Origin of the sequence: Streptomyces sp. NBC_00207, from assembly GCF_045160965.1 — a bacterium.
Classification (GTDB): Bacteria; Actinomycetota; Actinomycetes; order Streptomycetales; family Streptomycetaceae; genus Streptomyces.
In genome coordinates this window covers 83,484-97,715 of record NZ_CP130715.1, presented here as the reverse complement: position 1 = coordinate 97,715, position 14,232 = coordinate 83,484, and the positions used below count along the sequence as shown (strand labels likewise).

The 14,232-nt window shown below is 71.4% G+C and carries 13 protein-coding genes and 1 pseudogene; 7 read left to right on the top strand and 7 right to left on the bottom strand.

Annotation, left to right across the window (positions count from 1 at the left end):
- Positions 1-137 precede the first annotated feature (137 nt).
- Positions 138-1,073, bottom strand: a complete 936-nt coding sequence (locus OG472_RS00485) for a PIG-L family deacetylase (protein WP_405940615.1) — start codon at positions 1,071-1,073, stop codon at positions 138-140.
- Between the two features lie 681 nt (positions 1,074-1,754).
- Here OG472_RS00485 and OG472_RS00480 point away from each other — a divergent pair.
- From OG472_RS00480 to OG472_RS00470, 3 genes and pseudogenes are all read left to right on the top strand, one after another.
- Entirely contained in the window at positions 1,755-2,045 is a 291-nt protein-coding gene (locus OG472_RS00480) for a hypothetical protein (protein ID WP_405940614.1), read from the top strand.
- Between the two features lie 141 nt (positions 2,046-2,186).
- A complete protein-coding gene (locus OG472_RS00475) occupies positions 2,187-3,041 on the top strand; it encodes a class I SAM-dependent methyltransferase (RefSeq protein WP_405940613.1) in 855 nt (284 codons plus the stop codon).
- 108 nt (positions 3,042-3,149) lie between these two features.
- A pseudogene (locus OG472_RS00470) lies at positions 3,150-3,481 on the top strand (HNH endonuclease family protein); the annotation flags it as partial.
- Between the two features lie 314 nt (positions 3,482-3,795).
- On the opposite strand, the gene OG472_RS00465 reads toward OG472_RS00470, so the two are convergent.
- Positions 3,796-4,140: a hypothetical protein gene (locus tag OG472_RS00465; protein ID WP_405940612.1), complete on the bottom strand. Its 345-nt coding sequence runs from the start codon at positions 4,138-4,140 to the stop codon at positions 3,796-3,798.
- 95 nt (positions 4,141-4,235) lie between these two features.
- Between OG472_RS00465 and OG472_RS00460 the strand changes: the two genes are divergently transcribed.
- Positions 4,236-4,784, top strand: a complete 549-nt coding sequence (locus OG472_RS00460; protein WP_405940611.1) for a hypothetical protein — start codon at positions 4,236-4,238, stop codon at positions 4,782-4,784.
- 100 nt (positions 4,785-4,884) lie between these two features.
- Positions 4,885-7,239: a glycosyltransferase gene (locus OG472_RS00455; RefSeq protein WP_405940610.1), complete on the top strand. Its 2,355-nt coding sequence runs from the start codon at positions 4,885-4,887 to the stop codon at positions 7,237-7,239.
- On the opposite strand, the gene OG472_RS00450 is transcribed toward OG472_RS00455, so the two are convergent.
- Positions 7,240-7,416, bottom strand: coding sequence for a hypothetical protein (locus tag OG472_RS00450; protein WP_405826982.1), 177 nt, complete (start codon positions 7,414-7,416; stop codon positions 7,240-7,242).
- Positions 7,417-7,752: 336 nt separating this feature from the next.
- Between OG472_RS00450 and OG472_RS00445 the strand changes: the two genes are divergently transcribed.
- The gene (locus tag OG472_RS00445) at positions 7,753-8,838 is read left to right on the top strand and encodes a lytic polysaccharide monooxygenase auxiliary activity family 9 protein (RefSeq protein WP_405826981.1); all 1,086 of its coding nucleotides are present in this window, start codon (positions 7,753-7,755) and stop codon (positions 8,836-8,838) included.
- 316 nt (positions 8,839-9,154) lie between these two features.
- On the opposite strand, the gene OG472_RS00440 is transcribed toward OG472_RS00445, so the two are convergent.
- From OG472_RS00440 to OG472_RS00430, 3 genes are all read right to left on the bottom strand, one after another.
- Positions 9,155-9,388, bottom strand: coding sequence for a hypothetical protein (locus OG472_RS00440; RefSeq protein WP_405835038.1), 234 nt, complete (start codon positions 9,386-9,388; stop codon positions 9,155-9,157).
- A complete protein-coding gene (locus OG472_RS00435; protein ID WP_405940609.1) occupies positions 9,313-9,912 on the bottom strand; it encodes a helicase associated domain-containing protein in 600 nt (199 codons plus the stop codon). The genes OG472_RS00440 and OG472_RS00435 overlap by 76 nt, the downstream gene beginning before the upstream one ends.
- Positions 9,913-10,299: 387 nt before the next feature.
- Entirely contained in the window at positions 10,300-11,202 is a 903-nt protein-coding gene (locus tag OG472_RS00430) for a helix-turn-helix domain-containing protein (RefSeq protein ID WP_401614915.1), read from the bottom strand.
- A 140-nt stretch (positions 11,203-11,342) separates the two neighbouring features.
- On the opposite strand from OG472_RS00430, the gene OG472_RS00425 reads away from it, so the two are divergent.
- A complete protein-coding gene (locus tag OG472_RS00425; RefSeq protein WP_401614918.1) occupies positions 11,343-11,858 on the top strand; it encodes an SRPBCC family protein in 516 nt (171 codons plus the stop codon).
- Positions 11,859-12,499: 641 nt separating this feature from the next.
- Here the strand turns inward: OG472_RS00425 and OG472_RS00420 are convergent.
- Entirely contained in the window at positions 12,500-14,053 is a 1,554-nt protein-coding gene (locus OG472_RS00420) for an alpha/beta hydrolase (protein ID WP_405826980.1), read from the bottom strand.
- Positions 14,054-14,232 lie beyond the last annotated feature (179 nt).

Here is a 14,232-nt window from a genome sequence, read left to right as displayed (position 1 = left end):
CCTGATCCGATCCTGCCGTCGGCATCGCGCCACCAGGTCTGGTCGTCCGATCCGTCGCAGGCTGCCAGTCCAAACCTTGGAGCGGTAGTCAGGCAGGCAGTGGTTCCGGCGGTCCTGATGGTGCCGCGGTCAAAGGTTCAGCGTTGGTCGCGGCTGCCAGCGCAGTCTTGCGTCTTCACGGTGTCGTCAGTGGCCTGCCCTACGCTGCGCGTGAGGCAGTGCTCGACGGCTGTCCGCGCAGGAGTACGACCGATGACCGACAAGGTCTCCCCGGGACGGGGCTGCCGGTGCAGCCTGCGGTGCTCCCTCTCCATCCACAGACGAAAGCTCCGGCTCAGGGTGAACCGGGAGGAGCAGGGCAGTGTGATACACCCTGCGTATGCGGCATAGGCGTAATAGGCAGCCTTCTTGTCGCGTTGCTGGCGCGCTGTAAGGTTTGGCGGCAGGAGCGGCAGACCATAGCCGATGTACGGTGTCACGGTAGGTCGGGCGGGGGAGCCGAATGCCGCCCGCCTGAATATCCGCCCGGCCATCTCGTGATCGCTGTGATCGGCCGGATGAGGCGGGCCGACCCCGAACGTGGCGCTGTCGTAGTCCAGTGTCAGAACGCGTTCCGCGTTGCGTAGCGTGAGCACCTCGGACAGCACCGAGGTCAGGTTCGCCGCCGTGAAGGATCTTGTGCCGTCCACCGGCCTCATCGAGGCGATCTGCCCGCGGAACAGCTTCAGCAGGCTCTGCTGAGAGTACTGCGGACTGCCGACACCCCTCGAGAATCCGTCGGGCAACCGGAGAAAGACGAGCCGTACGCCGGGGCGGCCGTTCAGGACGAAGGACACGAGGCTGCGGCCCCGCACCGTAAGATCGGCCCGGCGCCAGTGGCTCGGGACTCCCGCCATCAGCGCGTAGGCCGAACGCAGACCCTGTTCTCGCCGGAGTATGTAGGAGTCGTCGCCGGTGAACGGGCGCCCGGCGTCACCGGCCGTCAGGTAGACGGTGCCGGCAAAGCACCGGGCGCGTATCAGTCTCTGGACCTCAGCACCGACGAAGAGCAGGTCATCGTCCTGGTGTGCCACGCCAACCATCGTGGGCCGGCACTGCGTGTCCGGCTCCACGCCCCGGCGGGCCCCCACGTCGTGCGCATGTGCGGTCCCGGTCGGCAGGAAGGAAGCGATCGAGCCAAGCAGCAGGCCCAGAGCCACCGGAAGAACCGGCGATTGGCGCCATCGGACTCCACGTGGCGCGGGGTTGGTGCCCCCTGGACCCGCATACGCGCTTTCGTTCAGCGGTTCGGACCTCACCTCGGACCCCTTCGGCGGACTCACTCGTCGCCAAATTGCCACGAGCGGCGCCATGCGCATCCCGCACGTTGTGCACGATGCTACGAGTGAGCCCGCCAGACTCGCGACATGGGCGGGCCGATCGGTGGACGAAGGCGAGCACGGATCGTCCCGCAGTACCGGAGCGGCGAGTGGGCAACGGGCACCCTGCTGGGCGCGCAGCGCCATGAACCGGCCGCAAGCGCTGGACCAGCCCGTGGTACCGCCGCCCATGACGCTGCGCAGAGGGGGTGCTTCTGACGCGCAAAGCACCAGGTAGGCACGGGCAGGGCTGGGGTGCCCGGTGCTGCTCCCCGGGGGCCAGGAAGCCGGCACGGCGGGCTGCCGGGGGGCCGGGTCCTTTCCCGGGTGCGGAGCGTTGTCAGCACGGGTACGACCCGGTGGAACGCGACCCCCGGGTGGAAGGGAGAATCCGCGGTGGACCCGCGGCATTTCTACAGCGGTACCGCGCTCGGCCCCGCGCTGAGCGCCGCGGGCTGGGCCGTCCACCACTACGCCGGCCCCTGGGCCGGGCTGCGCGGCCCGGCCTCCTGGACACTGCTCCTCGCCGCCGTGGTGGTCCTCGCGGTCACCTGCGTCCGCATGGCCCTCGGCCCCGGCCGGCCGCCACGCCCTCCGGGTACGTTTCCCGGGCCGCGGGTGCCGGAGCCGGACGAGATCCGCTCGTACGCTGCGAGGATCTCCGACGGCCCTGGGCCCCAGGACTGATCCGCCCCGGGCCGTGAGCGCGTGCTTCCAATCTGCTCAGACTGCGGCACCACAGCACATGCCCAGGAAGTCGCAGGCGCCACTGCCCACGCGTCTCATACCATCGGCTCGCACCGACCGCCGAGTATCACCAAGGACTTTGTGAATCACTCCGATCTCCGCGCCAAGGCCCCGTCGCTCGCAGCCGGCATGGCCGCCGCCGATCACAGCCCGGACATCCAGCTGTCCCAGACTCGCCACCGCGCCGCGCTCGTGGCGAGCTGGCACATCGCACCAGGCTCCACTGTTCTCGAACTGGGCTGCGGCCAGGGCGACATGACCGCCGTCCTTGCAGAGGCGGTTGGCCCCCATGGGCGCGTGGTGGCCATTGACGTGGCCGACCCCTCCTATGGGACGCCGGTCACGCTCGGGGAATCGGCAGCCCGGCTCGCGGCGGGCCCTCTCGGGCCGCGCATCGACTTCCGCTTCGGCACCGACGTCCTCGACCGATCAGTCGACTTCCCCGAAAGCACCTTTGACCACGTGGTGCTCGCACATTGCTCCTGGTACTTCGCATCGCTCGGACAACTGCGCGACACACTGGCCCGGGTACGGCCGTGGGCGCGGCGGCTGTGGTTCACCGAGTGGGACCTGACGCCTGCATCTGGCGACCAGCTGGCGCACCTGCTCGCCGTGCTGATCCAGGGGCAGGCCGAGGCCGCAGGATCGCATGGCCAGGGCAACGTCCGCACGGCTTTCTCCCGCGAGGGGCTGCTGCGGCTCCTGCCTGAGGCCGGCTGGACAGCTGACGGCGGCAGGTCGGTCGATACCGAAGACCTTCAGGACGGTGACTGGGAAATCGCTGCTTGCCTCGACCTGGTCGGAACGGAGGAGCGTCTGGCCGCGCTGCCCGAGCCGGTGAGACAGCTCGTCCTGAGCCAGGCCGACGTTCTCCGGGCCATCGCCAAGCCGCGCGGCAACCGTGCGCTCGCCGCGTATTCGGTCACCGCGCGCTGACATATGGCCCCAGCGGCTGGCCGGTCAAGGTTCAGTGACATCGGCCAGCCTTCACCCGCCTCCGCTTCCAGACCGGGGATGTGGAGGTGTCCGGCGAGCCCTCGGCCGGGCCTGGAGATCGACCACATGATCCCGCTCGCCGAGGCCTGGGATTCAGGGGCGGCGGATGGCCCCCGGCCCGGCGGGAGGCGTACGCGAACGACCAGGGCCAGCCGGCCTCCCTGGTCGCGGTGACAGCCCGCTCGAACAAGAGCAAGGCCGACCAGGACCCGGCGGAGTGGCTGCCGCCGTCCGCGGACGCGCTGTGCCGGTACGGCGCCGAGTGGACCGCGACCAAGCTCCGCTGGGGGCTCGCGGTCGACGAGGCGGAGCAGGACCGGCTGCTGGACATCGCGGCCGGCTGCGGCGGCACCGACGTGGAGTTCACCCCCGCCCCATAGGACAGCCCGAAGGTGAGGGCCGCCGCCTCGACAAGTGGCGGCTCTTCGCCGTGCTCCTCGGCTGCTCGTGACCGCGGCATGCCCGGGCGGGTCCAACGACGTGCGCTGTGGGGCCGGCGGGGGTGATCAGTTTGGTGTGCAGTCCGGGGCGGAGGAGGGGTGGTATGCGCCGACGGCCGCCTTTGCCGTCGCTGTTGCGGTGTGACCTGCGGGTGTGCCGGACGCCGGGCACGCTGATCAGCCGTGGTCAGTCTCTGAGCGCCGACCGTCTTCGCTGACCCGTGGGGATGTAGAGCCGGTCCCTGGCTGTGTGCTCAGGCGCCGGAGTGTGCCCCGTCGCCGGCGCCGAGGAGGGGGACAGCGAGCCGGCGTTCGACGGCGTTCGGCAGCGACCACAGTTCGCTGCGCCGCCTCCGGTCCAGCACGCCTTGGCGGTCGGCGCGGCGGATCCCGGGCACGGCGAGGATCAGGACGGTCAGGGAAGCGGCCAGCCCGGCGCCGAGCAGTGCACCGGCGAGTACGGCCTCGTCTGCCAGGGCGAACGGGACGAAGCGCCCGGCCGGCCGGTCAACCAGGGCGGAGCGGGTGGATCGGCGCCGACCGGGGCATCCCGGTCGCCACCGCACGGAAAGGGACCGGTTCAGCACCGGGAGTGACACGGAAGGTGGTTCCAGCGCTGAACGGCATGGGGCGCCCTCTCGAGCGCGCCCCCGGCATCAGTCCGCTCCGCTTCCCGATCCAGAGGCCACCACGCATGCACCCACCCCTCGGCATCCCGGATCAGGACACGATGGAGCTCTTCCCCGGTGATATCGATGCGTACGGCACGGCACAGGTGCAGCCGGTCCCGGCCGCCGCCGAGCCCCCCGTCTTCGTCGACACGTCGGGGCGCAGACAGCGCCGGGTGCGTCGCTGGGGCTACCTGCTGGTGGTACCAGCCGTCGCCTATGTCGTGCTGCTCATGAGCACCCTGCTGGGCGGCCCCACCTTCCAGTCGCCTTTCCTGCCCTCCGCCCAGGCTCCCCACACCCCCCTGCCCGGGGGCACGGCAGGGGCCGGCACCGCAGGCCCCTCCACCCGCGGTCCGGCGAGCAGCACACGCCCCGCCCCGGCAGCCTCGCACAGCCGCGCCGCACCCTCCCCGGCCGCCACGACCGTGACCGACAAGGGGACGCCCAGCACCGGCCAGGGCCCGACGAAGGCCGCGACCGGACCGGCAGACCCCGCTCCGTCGCCTCGCGGTCGCGGCCGCGCCACCGCTCCCCCCGGACAGGGGGGCGGCAAGTCCACCGGCCGTCCCTGAGCCGGCCACGTCCGCCACGTCCGTCACACCGGACAGGCCCAGCACAGTGCAGGCAGCCGGCACCGCACCGCCCCACGCAGCAGGCAGGAAGTCCCACCCCTTGTCGAAGAACCGTCGCCGCCGCCCCCACGGCAGGCACAGCACCGTACGCAACGTCCCCCTGCGCACCCACTGGCTGTTGCTGACCACCCTGGTGCTCACCCTTTCGGCGGCGCTGCTCCTCCAGGGCTACACCCAGCACCTGTTCGACTCCACCCCCGACGGGGCTCACCGTGAGCAGGATCCGGGGACGTCCGTACCGGCGGAGATCAGCTCCGGCGGGCCGGTGATCGAGGGGAAGGCGGCCCGCACCGCTGCCCCGGCGGCCCGCACGATCGCTCTGACCTTCGACGACGGCCCCGACCCCGTCTGGACCCCGAAGATCCTCGACGTGCTGCGCCGCAACGCCGTGCCCGCGACCTTCTTCACCGTCGGCACCCGGGTCGCCGAGAATCCCGACCTCGCCCGCCGGATCGTCGACGAGGGCCACCAGATCGGCCTGCACAGCTTCACCCACACCGATCTCGGCGCCGCCTCCGCCTGGCGGCGTTCCCTGGAACTGCGCGAGACCCAGCTCGTCATCGCCGGCGCCACCGGCGTCACCACGCCGCTGCTGCGCCCGCCGTACTCCTCCACCGGCAAGGCGCTCGACGACGCCGACTGGAGCGCCGTCGTCCAGGCCGGGCAGGAGGGGTACCTGACCGTCCTGACGACCCTGGACAGCGAGGACTGGCGACGCCCGGGCGTGGAACAGATCGTCGCCGGCGCCACCCCCAAGGACACCGCCGGGCAGATCGTGCTCCTGCACGATGCGGGCGGAGACCGCACGCAGACAGTCGCCGCGCTCGAAGAGCTCGTGCCGCGGCTGAAGGCCTCCGGCTGGACGTTCGCCACGGTGGGCGATGCGGTCGCCCTCCGGGGGGCCGTGCAGCCCGCCGCGACCACGGACCGGTGGCAGGGCCTCGCCCTGATCACCGCGATCCGTACCAGCGACTGGATCCTCGAAGCCCTCATGTGGCTGCTGTGGGCAGCGGGCGCGATCAGCCTGCTGCGTGCGGTCGCCGTCTTCGTCGCCGCACGCCGGCACGTACGGATGCGCCGCAGGCCCTGGGGCGCTCCGGTCACCGAACCCGTGAGCGTCATCGTCCCCGCATACAACGAGAGCGCCGGCATCGAGGCGGCCGTCCGCTCCCTCGTGGCCTCCGACCACCAACTCGAGGTCATCGTCGTCGACGACGGCTCCACGGACGGCACCGCCGACATCGCCGAGGCCCTCCGGCTGCCCGGCGTACGGGTCATCCGGCAGCAGAACGCCGGAAAGCCGGCCGCCCTCAACACGGGTATCGCGGCCGCCTCCTGCAATCTGCTCGTCATGGTCGACGGCGACACCGTCTTCGAACCGGACGCCGTCCGCATGCTCGTCCAGCCCTTCGCCCAGCGCCGGGTGGGCGCGGTCTCCGGCAACGCCAAGGTGGTCAACCGGGGCGGGCTGCTCGGACGCTGGCAGCACATCGAGTACGTCGTCGGCTTCAACCTCGACCGCCGCCTGTTCGACCTCGCCGAGTGCATGCCCACCGTGCCCGGCGCCGTCGGCGCGTTCCGCCGCGAGGCACTGCTGCGGGTCGGCGGTGTCAGCGACACCACCCTGGCCGAGGACACCGACCTCACCATGGCCCTGTGCCGGGACGGCTGGCGCGTTGTCTACGAGGAGCGGGCCAAGGCCTGGACGGAAGCGCCCGCCTCGCTCGGTGCCCTGTGGAAGCAGCGTTACCGGTGGTGCTACGGCACCCTCCAGGCCATGTGGAAGCACCGGGGCGCCCTCGCCCAGCGGGGGCAGGCCGGCAAGCTCGGGCGACGCGGTCTGGTCTACCTGCTGATGTTCCAGGTCCTGCTGCCACTGCTCGCGCCCGTCGTGGACGTCTTCGCCGTCTACGGCCTGGTCTTCCTCGACCCCCTGCGCATCCTCGGCCTGTGGACGGCGTTCCTGCTCCTCCAGGTCCTGATGGGCCTGTACGCGTTCCGCCTGGACGGGGAGCGGCCGGGCCCGCTGTGGAGCCTGCCGCTGCAACAGTTCGTCTACCGCCAGCTCATGTACCTGGTGGTGATCCAGTCCGTCTTCACCGCCGTCGCCGGCTCCCGACTGCGCTGGCAGCGGATGGAGCGCTACGGCAGCCTGCAGGTACCCGCCACTCCCTCCGAGCCGCTGACCGCGGTGCCGTCCCGGCCCTCCGCCCCTCCGTACGGCCGCCCGCCCGCGCCCGGGGCGCCGCAGGTTGCCGGGGCTTGGGACGGTCCCGCGGCGGAGCCGCACGGCGGCTACGAGGCGGACCCGGCCTGGGCGCCCCACGCCTCGGCACCGATCCCGCACAGCCCGCAGGACCACATCTGGCCCTCACAGGTGCACCGCGACCTGTAGTCAGGGCCCGTCGTCCCCGGCCCGCGCGAGGGCCAGCACCCCCGCGCAGATCAGGGCGATGCCCAGCAGCCGGGGGAGCAACCACCAGCCCGACCGCAGGTGTTCCTCGTAGAGGACCACCCCCGGCACGTCCTGATGTACGCCGGCGAGCGGGCGGACCGACCCGCGTCCGAGCACCGCGAACCCCAAAGCCGCTGACCGCCGCCCTGCTGAACGGCCTCCTGGGCCCGAATCGAAACGCCGCCGCTGCTGGCCGCCGCCCGACTCGAAGGAGCCGTGCACCTGGCGATCGCCGAAGCCGTGCGTTCGGCCCCGGGCGGGAGCGGCCGTTCCAGAGGTCTGGAACGGCACCTGATGGGCTGAATGTTCGGCTTGGGTGGCCGTGATCCGTCTGTCCGGGTGGCCCCGGATGATCTACAGTGACTTTCTGTCACGGCCTGTAACTGTCGGTTGTGTGTGCTGCTCCGTGGTGATGGCCTCAGGGATGGATTCGATCGAGGAGAAGGGGACGCCGTGAGCAACTTCCAGACGACTGCTCCGTCCGACCTTCGCGCGGACATCAGGTACCGCGATGACGGCAAGTACACGATGTACGGGATCAGCCTGCGCTGGCAGATCGGGGACAACGCCCCCGATCATGAGGCCTGGCCACCACCGGCGGACTGGAACGAGGGCGACGCGCCCTACCCGCACCTGTACGAGGTGTGGCTCAACGACGAGCTGCGGCAGACGGTCTTCCTCCACTGGTCTTCATGGAACTGGATGCAGTCCAACTCCCACTGGGTCGACCTGGGGGACGAGGAGCCGACAGGGCAGCTCCATGTCAAGATCCGTGCCAAGGCAGGCGATCAGTTCACGCCGTTCACCAATGTGGTCGCCATCGGCTCGGAGCGGGCCGGCCTGGAGAAGTGGGCGGTGCGCCTGCCCCGCGAGAAGACACCTGAGACCGGCCCGGTGGATCCGCGGCACGGCACGGCCAACCACCCGCGCAGCCGGGCCGGCGCCGCGATCCGGGACCTGGACCCCTCACGGATCTGCGCCGAGGCGCGCCGCGTCAACACCAGCACCGACTGGCACGAAGTGGTGCCGGGGGCTGACAGGATGCTCGCCGACTACCCGTGGAACGACGCGCAGAAGTACCTGGAGTACCGCAAGTTCTTCGAGGGCAGCACCCTTGCGTCCGCGGGGAACCCGGCGTTCCGCGGTCTGGATCTGGCCCCGGACGACACCCTCGGGGACTGGCCCGTGACGGAACTGGACACCTCGGCCCCCACCCAGACCTTCACCTACGACTACATGGCGTATCACCAGGGCGAGAGCTGGTCCCACCGGTGGTTCATCACCCGCCCCGGCTGGGTTCCCTCGGAAGGCCTGAGCTGGAAGGACCTGGAGCCGATTCCCTTCCTGGTCGAGGTGCACGGTGCGCCCCGGGAAGAGGAATCCACCGCTTGGGAGTTCGCCTCAATCCCGCGCCGGACCGGCCGGGCGGCGATCGTGGACATCTGGGGCGGCCACGGAGGACCGGACACCCCGAACGGTGAGAACGGCGGCATGACCGGCGAGTTCTTCCTGTCCGTGTCCGACGTGATCCTGCGGTAGCCGAGCCACCGCACCTCCTGATCGACCGCCTCCTCCAGGCGGTCGATCCCCGGCGGTCGGTCCCGGGCGGGAGCGCGCTACCCGGCCAGTCCACGCCCAGCTCGGCCAGAGTGGCACGCTGCGCCTGGTCGAGCCGGTCGTGGCGCTGCTTCTGATTGGCCGGCCACACCCCGACGCGGCGAATGTCCCCGTCCGGCATCTCCTGCACACCGGCCCGCCCCGGCAGGGCGCCCTCCCGCGCGATGTACTGCTGGAGGGTCTGGAGACCCCTCTGGAACGCCTCGCCGCCCGCGCGCGGCCCGCACACCGCAGCCGTCTAAGCCGCCGCCTGGCGGGCGAGTGGGGCCTTCTTCACGCCGAGTTCGCCGAGCCAGCGCCGCTGCTCCTCGTTCAGCCGGTCCCAGCCCTGCTGTTGGGTGGCCAGCCACCGGCCGATGTCCTCGCCGTGCCGCGTCACCCCCGGCACGATCGCGGTCAGGCGGGCGCCTCCGGCCAGGAGCTGGGCGAGGCAGGCGTAGCGCCGCTGCCAGCCGACCGTCCACCCCAGCACCCCCGGGTTCCAGTCCGGGGCGATCGCTGCGAGCGCCGCGGTCCGTCCGCTTCGCCCGTACGGGGTCCATGCCCAGCCCGCCCGGGCGGCGGATGTTCGATAGATACCGCCCGACCTGGATGTCGGGGATGATGGCCCCCCCGTGGGGCTGCGAGGGTCCCGTGGAGCTCGTAGTAGGTGCGGGCGGCGGCGAGGTTGGTCTCGAACCCGTGGTCGGCGGTGTCCCAGACGATCCCCAGCTCCTCCAGCCCGGCCGCGCGCTCGCCGGTCATGGCCCCGGCCCGGAACATGCGCCGCTGATCCGACAGCCACCGCCCCAGCGGGAACGCCCCCACCACCTCGACGTGCTCGTAGGGGACGTCGAGGTGCCCCTCACGCTGCCGGTAGCGGTACGCGGCATCGGTAGGGGCCTGCCTGTCCCGTTGCCAGGGGGCAGGCTGCGCGGGTGCTCTCCGGCATGGGCGGGGGCGGCTGTCAAGACACGAATTTCGGGGACATGACGGGGCGACTGGGGTGGCATTCATTTGAAGCAGGTGCTCTTCGGGGAAATCCTCGGGCGAGATGGGGCCGAAATCCCACCCCTCCTGATGACTTGGGGAGAATTCCGATGTTCAAGATTTCCAACCGTCGTGTCGTGCTGGGCGCTGCTGCTGTGGCGCTGATCGGTGGGGGTGTGGCGCTGCCGGCGACCGGTGCGCGGCGATGCGGGCGCAGCTCAGTGGGGCGGAGGCGGCAGACGCGACGCCGGGGGTGGCCGCGACGACCGCTGCCGCGGTCAGTACGACGTGCCGCAGCGGTCTTGGACAACGTGAACTTGTTCTTGAACACGGTTCCTTCACTGTTTTCGGGCATGCGGCAGCGGTACGCCGATGCGGGGGTTGGGGGTTGCGGGGCTTGTGGGGTGCGCCAGGTCAGCGGGAGCCGGCCCGGATTCCCTGTCGCGCCGGGTCGTGCTGCGGCGTGACCTGGTCGAGCAGGGCCAGCGTGGTCCGCGCAGTCGAGTGGGCCTCGGTGGTGGCGACCACGATGTTCTGCCCCTGGTCCGGACCCAGGCCCTGACTCAGGGTCTGTTGGGTGACGGTCAGCGGGCCGACCAGCGGGTGCCGCATCTCGTAGGTCGCGACGGCGCACGCCGTGACGCGGTGGTCGGCCCACATCGAGGCGAACTCCGCGCTCTTCGAGCTCAGTTCACCCACGAGCGCGTGGAGCGTAGTGTCGTCCGGGTGCCGGCCCGCCACCAGGCGCAGATTCCCCACCACGGCCCTGGCCTTGGCAGGCCAGTCGGCGTACAGGTCACGGGTGTGCGCGTCGAGGAACACCAGCCGGGCCATGTTCGGCTGATCCGCCGGCCGGTCCGGGGCGCCCGGGTCCAGGTGTCCGGCGAACAGCGCGTGGCCCAGCCGGTTCCATGCCAGGACGTCACTGCGGCGGCCGGTCACGATGGCCGGGACGTGGGCCAGTGCCTCCAGCAGCTGGCCGGTCGCCTCCGTCACCCGCTCCGGGGCGGGCCGACGGCCTCGGCCTGAGTCCGTGGCCGACGACCGGGCCAGGTCGTGCAAGTGCAGGCGCTCGGCCTCCTCCAGCCGCAGGGCCCGGGCGATCGCGTCCAGCACCTGCGGTGAGGCGTTCAAGGACTGCCCCTGTTCCAGCCGGGTGTAGTACGAGACGCTGACACCCGCCAGCGACGCCAGCTCCTCTCGTCGAAGACCCGGCACACGGCGCCGCTCCCCGTAGCCGGGTATACCGAGATCCTCCGGTTGCAGCTGCGAGCGCCGCGTCTGCAGGAACTCCCCGAGCCGCACTTTTCCGTTCATGGATCCGAGTATGGGCCGGGCCCGACCGCACAGCCTGACCCTGGCGCGGATAGGCACCAGCGGGTCTGGCTGCCCGGCGGGAGCGGTGGTGACGTAGGCATTGCCGACATGACCCCACCACACCTGTCCAGGAGGACACCTTGCACGCCAGCGCCACCACCAGCGAACACGACGTCTTCGAGGTCCTGGACGCATCGGATTTCAGCTTCACCCGGCGCGCCTGGGTCGCTGCCGCGCCCGCCCGTGTCTACGACCTGGTCAGTGACGTGTCCGCCATCGGACGCTGGAGCCCCAACGCGAGCGACGTCACGTTCGACCAGGGCGCCGGCCCCCGGGTCGGTGCCTGGTTCAGCGGCCGCAACCACAAGGACGGCAAGCAGTGGACCACCCGCTCCCAGGTCGTAAGGGCCGACCCCGGCGCCTCCTTCGCCTTCGTGGTCGGCGGTGCCGAGGACGGCATCGTGCAATGGAGCTGGACCTGCCACCCCCAGGGACGTGGAACCGTCGTCGAGCAGTCCTGGCAACTCCTGCGCCTCGACCCTGTGCTCGGCGCCACCCGCGGCGACCTCGACGCCCTGCGCGACTACATGACCAGCAGCGTCGAAACCACCCTGCTCTCCCTCGCCCAGTGGATCGCCGAAACACCGGCCGGGTGAACGACCCCGCGGCGCGGTACACCTGGACCGTCTCGCGATCCGCAGGTACTCCGCAGCCCGCAAAGGCAACCGCGGCGGCCGGCCACCGGTGATCACCGACGACATTCTGCACGCCGCGCTCCGCTGCCGGGCGATCGCCCCAAATGCCGAGCACCACCTAGCCACCGCATCGACGTCCGGGGCCGCGACAACCGGTCCTGCGAGGGTGCGAACTGCCGGCCCCGGGCCACGAGGGGCCCGCCAGCCTCGCCCGCCGCCCTACGCGGCCCGGCCCGCCTGGACGCTGCTCCTCGCCGCTGTGGTGGTCCTCGCGGCAACCTGCGTCCGCATGGGGCCCTCGGCCCCGGCCGGCCTTCTCGCACCCCGGGTGGGTTTCCCCGGCCGCGGGTGCCCGAGTCGGACGAGGTCCGGTCGTACGTCGCGAGGATCTCCGAGACCGAGCGGTTCCAGGACTGATCCGCCCCGGGCAGAGCCCCCGCCCTGGCCGAGGGAGTGGTCGGAGCCTCAAGGGCGCAGGAGTGAGGCGGTGTGGACGGCTGCTGCGTATCCAGTGCCGGACAGGCAGGCCTCAGCAGGGGGCGCTTCGGTCGCTGAACAAGGTGTTCGAGAAGGGTTGACCGGCAAGATCCGAAGGAGACGACCTACCGGCTAGCGGTCGGGTCGGGAAGCGGCTTGCCCTCGCACGAGGCATCCTCGGTCGGCATCCGGCCGTCGACGAGGAAGCCCTCGACGTACGCGTCCACACAGGGGTTGTGCGACTGGTAGACGCCATGGTCGCCGCCGCCGACGGTGATCAGCCGGGATCCGGCCGTCCCCTGGTGGGCCCGCAGCGCGCCCTCGTAGTAAGTGGCCGGGTCGTGGAGCGAGTTGAGCATCATGATCGGCGGCAGCCCCCGCCCGGTGACCTGCACCCGGGGCGCCTGGGAACGCGGCCAGGCGGCGCAGACCGAGGCGAAGGTCAGCTCACGGGCCCCGGCCATCGGGTACGCGGCGCCGTCGGCCGCGCTGCGGCGGACCCAGAAGGCGCTGTCGTGGTTCCACGGGGTGTCCTGGCAGATGACGGAGAAGAAGTCTGCCGCGAACTGCGCCCCCAGCGGGTGCTTCAGCTTCTCGGCCAGGGCCTTGCGGGCGGCCGGCGGAGCCGCCTCCGGGTGCTCCAGGACATCGAGCAGCATTGCCAGATCGGGAAAGCGGTCGCCGCTGTAGATGATGGAGGTGGCGGCGGCGTCGAGGTGGTTGGGGGTGACCGTCGTCCCCTCCAAGTCCAGCGGGTGCTCGCCCAGCGCGCGCCGCAGCCGCTCGTACGAGGCTTTGGCCTCCTCGGCGGTCCGGCCCCGGTGGTACGTCGCGTCGTTCGCGGCGAGCCAGGGCAGGAAGTCCTGTTCGAACCGGCGCTGGAAGCTCATCGGCTGGCCCGTCAGGAACTTCTGCCAACTACCCGTGAAGCCGATGTTGCTGTCGAGTACCACCCGGTCGACCCGGTGCGGGAACTCGGTTGCGTAGTAGGCGCCGAGGAAGGTGGCGTACGAGGGTCCGTAGTAGGACACCTTCGACTCGCCGAGCAGCGCCCGGAACAGATCCATGTCGTGCACGGCCTGGTCGGTGGTGATGTACGGGAGCAGATCGCCCGACCGCCGCTCGCAGTCCCGTACGAAGTTCCGCGCCCGGTCCACGGTAGCGTCCACGGCCCGGCGAGAGCGGTCGCGCAGGTCGCCGCTGGTGAACAGGGCGTCCACCACGTCCTGGTCGGAGCAGACCACCTGCGTGCTGGCCCCGACCCCGCGCTGGTCGAAGCTGACGACGTCGTACGCGGCCGCCACCGTGGGCGAGTACGCCGCCAGCCCCGCCGGCCGGCCCAGCCCCGAGGCGCCCGGCCCGCCGGCCGCCATCATCAGCACGCCCCGCCGCGCGGCGGGGTCCGCAGCCCGGTGCCGGGACACCGCGACGGTCAGGTCCGCCCCCGTGCCCGGGTGGTACCAGTCGCGCGGCACCGTCATGGAGGCGCACTCCAGCGCACCGGACTGGCACGGCTGCCAGTCGAGGCGCTGCTGCGCGTACCGCGCGGGCACGGCCGGCGCGCCGCCCTTCGCCCCGGCCCCGGCGGCGCTCGCCAGCGACGCGGGCAGGGCGGCGAAAGCGAGCAGCCCGCACGCGGCGGCCGTGGCCCACCGCGCGGGCTTCTTGAAGAGGTGCATGTGAGTGGTCCCCCGGTCGGAGCGGTTCGGTACACCCCGATCCTCCGAGAACCCGGCCCACCGGACGACCACCCCACTGCCCGTATCCGGGGTGGTGCCAGCACCACCCCGGCCTGGCTAGTGCTGTGACCGCATAGGTTCGCCGGGTTGGACCGTGCGGCGTATGGCGGTTTGCGATC

Bases quoted from the DNA above. Each gene is read 5' to 3' on its own strand.
- OG472_RS00420 (WP_405826980.1), bottom strand. From the start codon at position 14,053: ATGCACCTCTTCAAGAAGCCCGCGCGGTGGGCCACGGCCGCCGCGTGC.
- OG472_RS00435 (WP_405940609.1), bottom strand. From the start codon at position 9,912: ATGAATGCCACCCCAGTCGCCCCGTCATGTCCCCGAAATTCGTGTCTT.
- OG472_RS00460 (WP_405940611.1), top strand. From the start codon at position 4,236: ATGCACCCACCCCTCGGCATCCCGGATCAGGACACGATGGAGCTCTTC.
- OG472_RS00430 (WP_401614915.1), bottom strand. From the start codon at position 11,202: ATGAACGGAAAAGTGCGGCTCGGGGAGTTCCTGCAGACGCGGCGCTCG.